The following is a 1,889-nucleotide window of genomic DNA, read 5'->3' as shown; positions in this document are numbered from 1 at the left end:
GCGCCGGCCGCTACTTCCCGCCCGAGGAGGTCGCCCGCTGCACCTTCGGCGTCGTCCTGGACACGTCCGGCTCCATGGACCGCACGCTGCTCGGCAAGGCGCTGGGCGCCATCGCCTCGTACGCGGAAGCGCGCGACGTGCCGGCGGCGCGCGTCGTCTTCTGCGACGCCTCGCCGTACGACGCGGGATACCTGCCGGCGACGGAGATCGCCGGCCGGGTGCGGGTACGGGGCCGCGGCGGGACCGTGCTCCAGCCGGGGCTCGACCTGCTGGAACGCGCGGACGACTTCCCGCCCGCGGCACCGGTGCTGGTGATCACCGACGGCATGTGCGACGTGCTGCGGGTGCGCAGGGAGCACGCCTATCTGATCCCGGGGTGGGCGTCGCTGCCGTTCGTCGCGCGGGGGCCCGTGTTCCGCGTGCGGTGACGGCCCGCGCGGACTTCCCATGCGCGTACGGTGACCGTCAGAGGCGGCGGAGCGGCGGGAGGCGGCGGACGTGGCGGAGAGCACGCGGACCCTGGACTGGAACGGGGCCAACGGCGACCACTGGGTCGCGTACGAGGAGAAGTACAACGCGGCGATGTTCCGCTACGGCGAGCGGTTGTTCGCGGGCGCCGACGTGCACCCGGACGACCGCGTCCTCGACATCGGCTGCGGCTGCGGCCAGACGACCCGCGTGGCCGCGGCGCTCGCCCCCGAGGGCTCGGCGCTGGGCGTCGACCTGTCCGCCGCGATGCTCGCGCAGGCCCGCGCCCGCGCGGCGGCGGAGGGCCTGGCGAACGTCCGCTTCGAGCAGGCAGACGCGCAGGTCCACGACTTCGCCGACGGCGCGTACGACGTGGCGATCAGCCGTCACGGGGTGATGTTCTTCGCGGACCCGGTCGCGGCGTTCGCCAACGTACGGCGCGCGCTGCGGCCGGCGGGGCGGCTGGCGTTCGTGTGCTGGCGGGCGCCGGAGGAGAGCGAGTACTCGGGCGTGCCGCGCGCCGCCCTCGGGCCGTACGTCACGCTGCCGCCGCCGGGGGGCAGCGCGCACGAGCCGGGGCCGAACTCGCTGGCCGACCCCGACCGCGTACGGGAGGTGCTCGGCGGGGCGGGCTTCGCCGACGTGCAACTGGAGGCGGAGAACGAGCCGATGGACCTGGGGGCGGATGTGGCGGAGGCGCTGGACTTCGTCCTCGACAGGCCGCACGTGCACGCCGCGCTGGCGGAGACCGACGCGGCGACGGGGGCGAAGGCGACGGAGGACCTGCGCGAGGCCCTGACCCCGTACGCCACCCCGGAGGGGGTGCTGCTGAGGGCCCCGGCCTGGCTGGTGACGGCCCACGCCCCGGCGTGAGGGGGCGGGGCCCTCGCGACGGCCCGACGGGTGCGTGCCGCGTGTCCGCTCCCGGTCTGATCGCCCCTGGCGCCGCGCCGCCGCGTGGCCGCCCGTCGGGCCCCCGAAGCGTGACGCCCGACTCCGCGATCGGGATGGTCCCCCTCCCCCCTCCTCCCCTCCCGCCTCCGGCCGTCAGGCCCCCAGCGTCCGGCGGGCCACCAGCGCCGCGCTGAGGCGGCGGGCGTCCGCCGGGGTGGTGGGGGTCAGGCCCGTGAGGAGGGCGATGCGGCGGATGCGGTAGTCGACGGTGTTGGGGTGGACGTGCAGCGCCGCGGCCGTGCCGCGGCGGTCGAGGTCGCGGGCCAGGTACGTCTCCAGGGTGTGCAGCAACTCCGGCCGCCCGGCCAGCGGTTGCAGCAGGTCGGCGAGCCCGGTCAGGGCCTCGCTGGGGCGGCTGAGCTGGTAGTCGAGGAGCACGTCGGCCAGCCGGTAGAGGCCGGGCGGCCGGTCCGTACGGCGTACCAGCTCGACGATGTCCGCCGTCTGCGCCACCGCCCAGCCGGTAG

The 1,889-nt window shown here is 76.5% G+C and carries 3 protein-coding genes; 2 read left to right on the top strand and 1 reads right to left on the bottom strand.

All coding sequences use genetic code 11. The features are described 5' to 3' along the window. Positions 1-428 (top strand): VWA-like domain-containing protein (locus H5J30_RS30370; protein ID WP_374101039.1); only part of this gene is annotated, 428 nt, incomplete at its 5' end. A gap of 70 nt (positions 429-498) precedes the next feature. Next, the gene (locus H5J30_RS37560; protein ID WP_181790635.1) at positions 499-1,341 is read left to right on the top strand and encodes a class I SAM-dependent methyltransferase; all 843 of its coding nucleotides are present in this window, start codon (positions 499-501) and stop codon (positions 1,339-1,341) included. A 174-nt stretch (positions 1,342-1,515) separates the two neighbouring features. Here H5J30_RS37560 and H5J30_RS30360 read toward each other — a convergent pair. After that, positions 1,516-1,889: PucR family transcriptional regulator (locus H5J30_RS30360; RefSeq protein WP_181790633.1), on the bottom strand; the 374-nt coding region annotated here is incomplete at its 5' end.

This window comes from Streptomyces phytophilus (genome assembly GCF_013870535.1).
Taxonomy (GTDB): Bacteria; Actinomycetota; Actinomycetes; order Streptomycetales; family Streptomycetaceae; genus Streptomyces; species Streptomyces phytophilus.
This window is presented reverse-complemented; position numbering and strand designations above follow the sequence as displayed.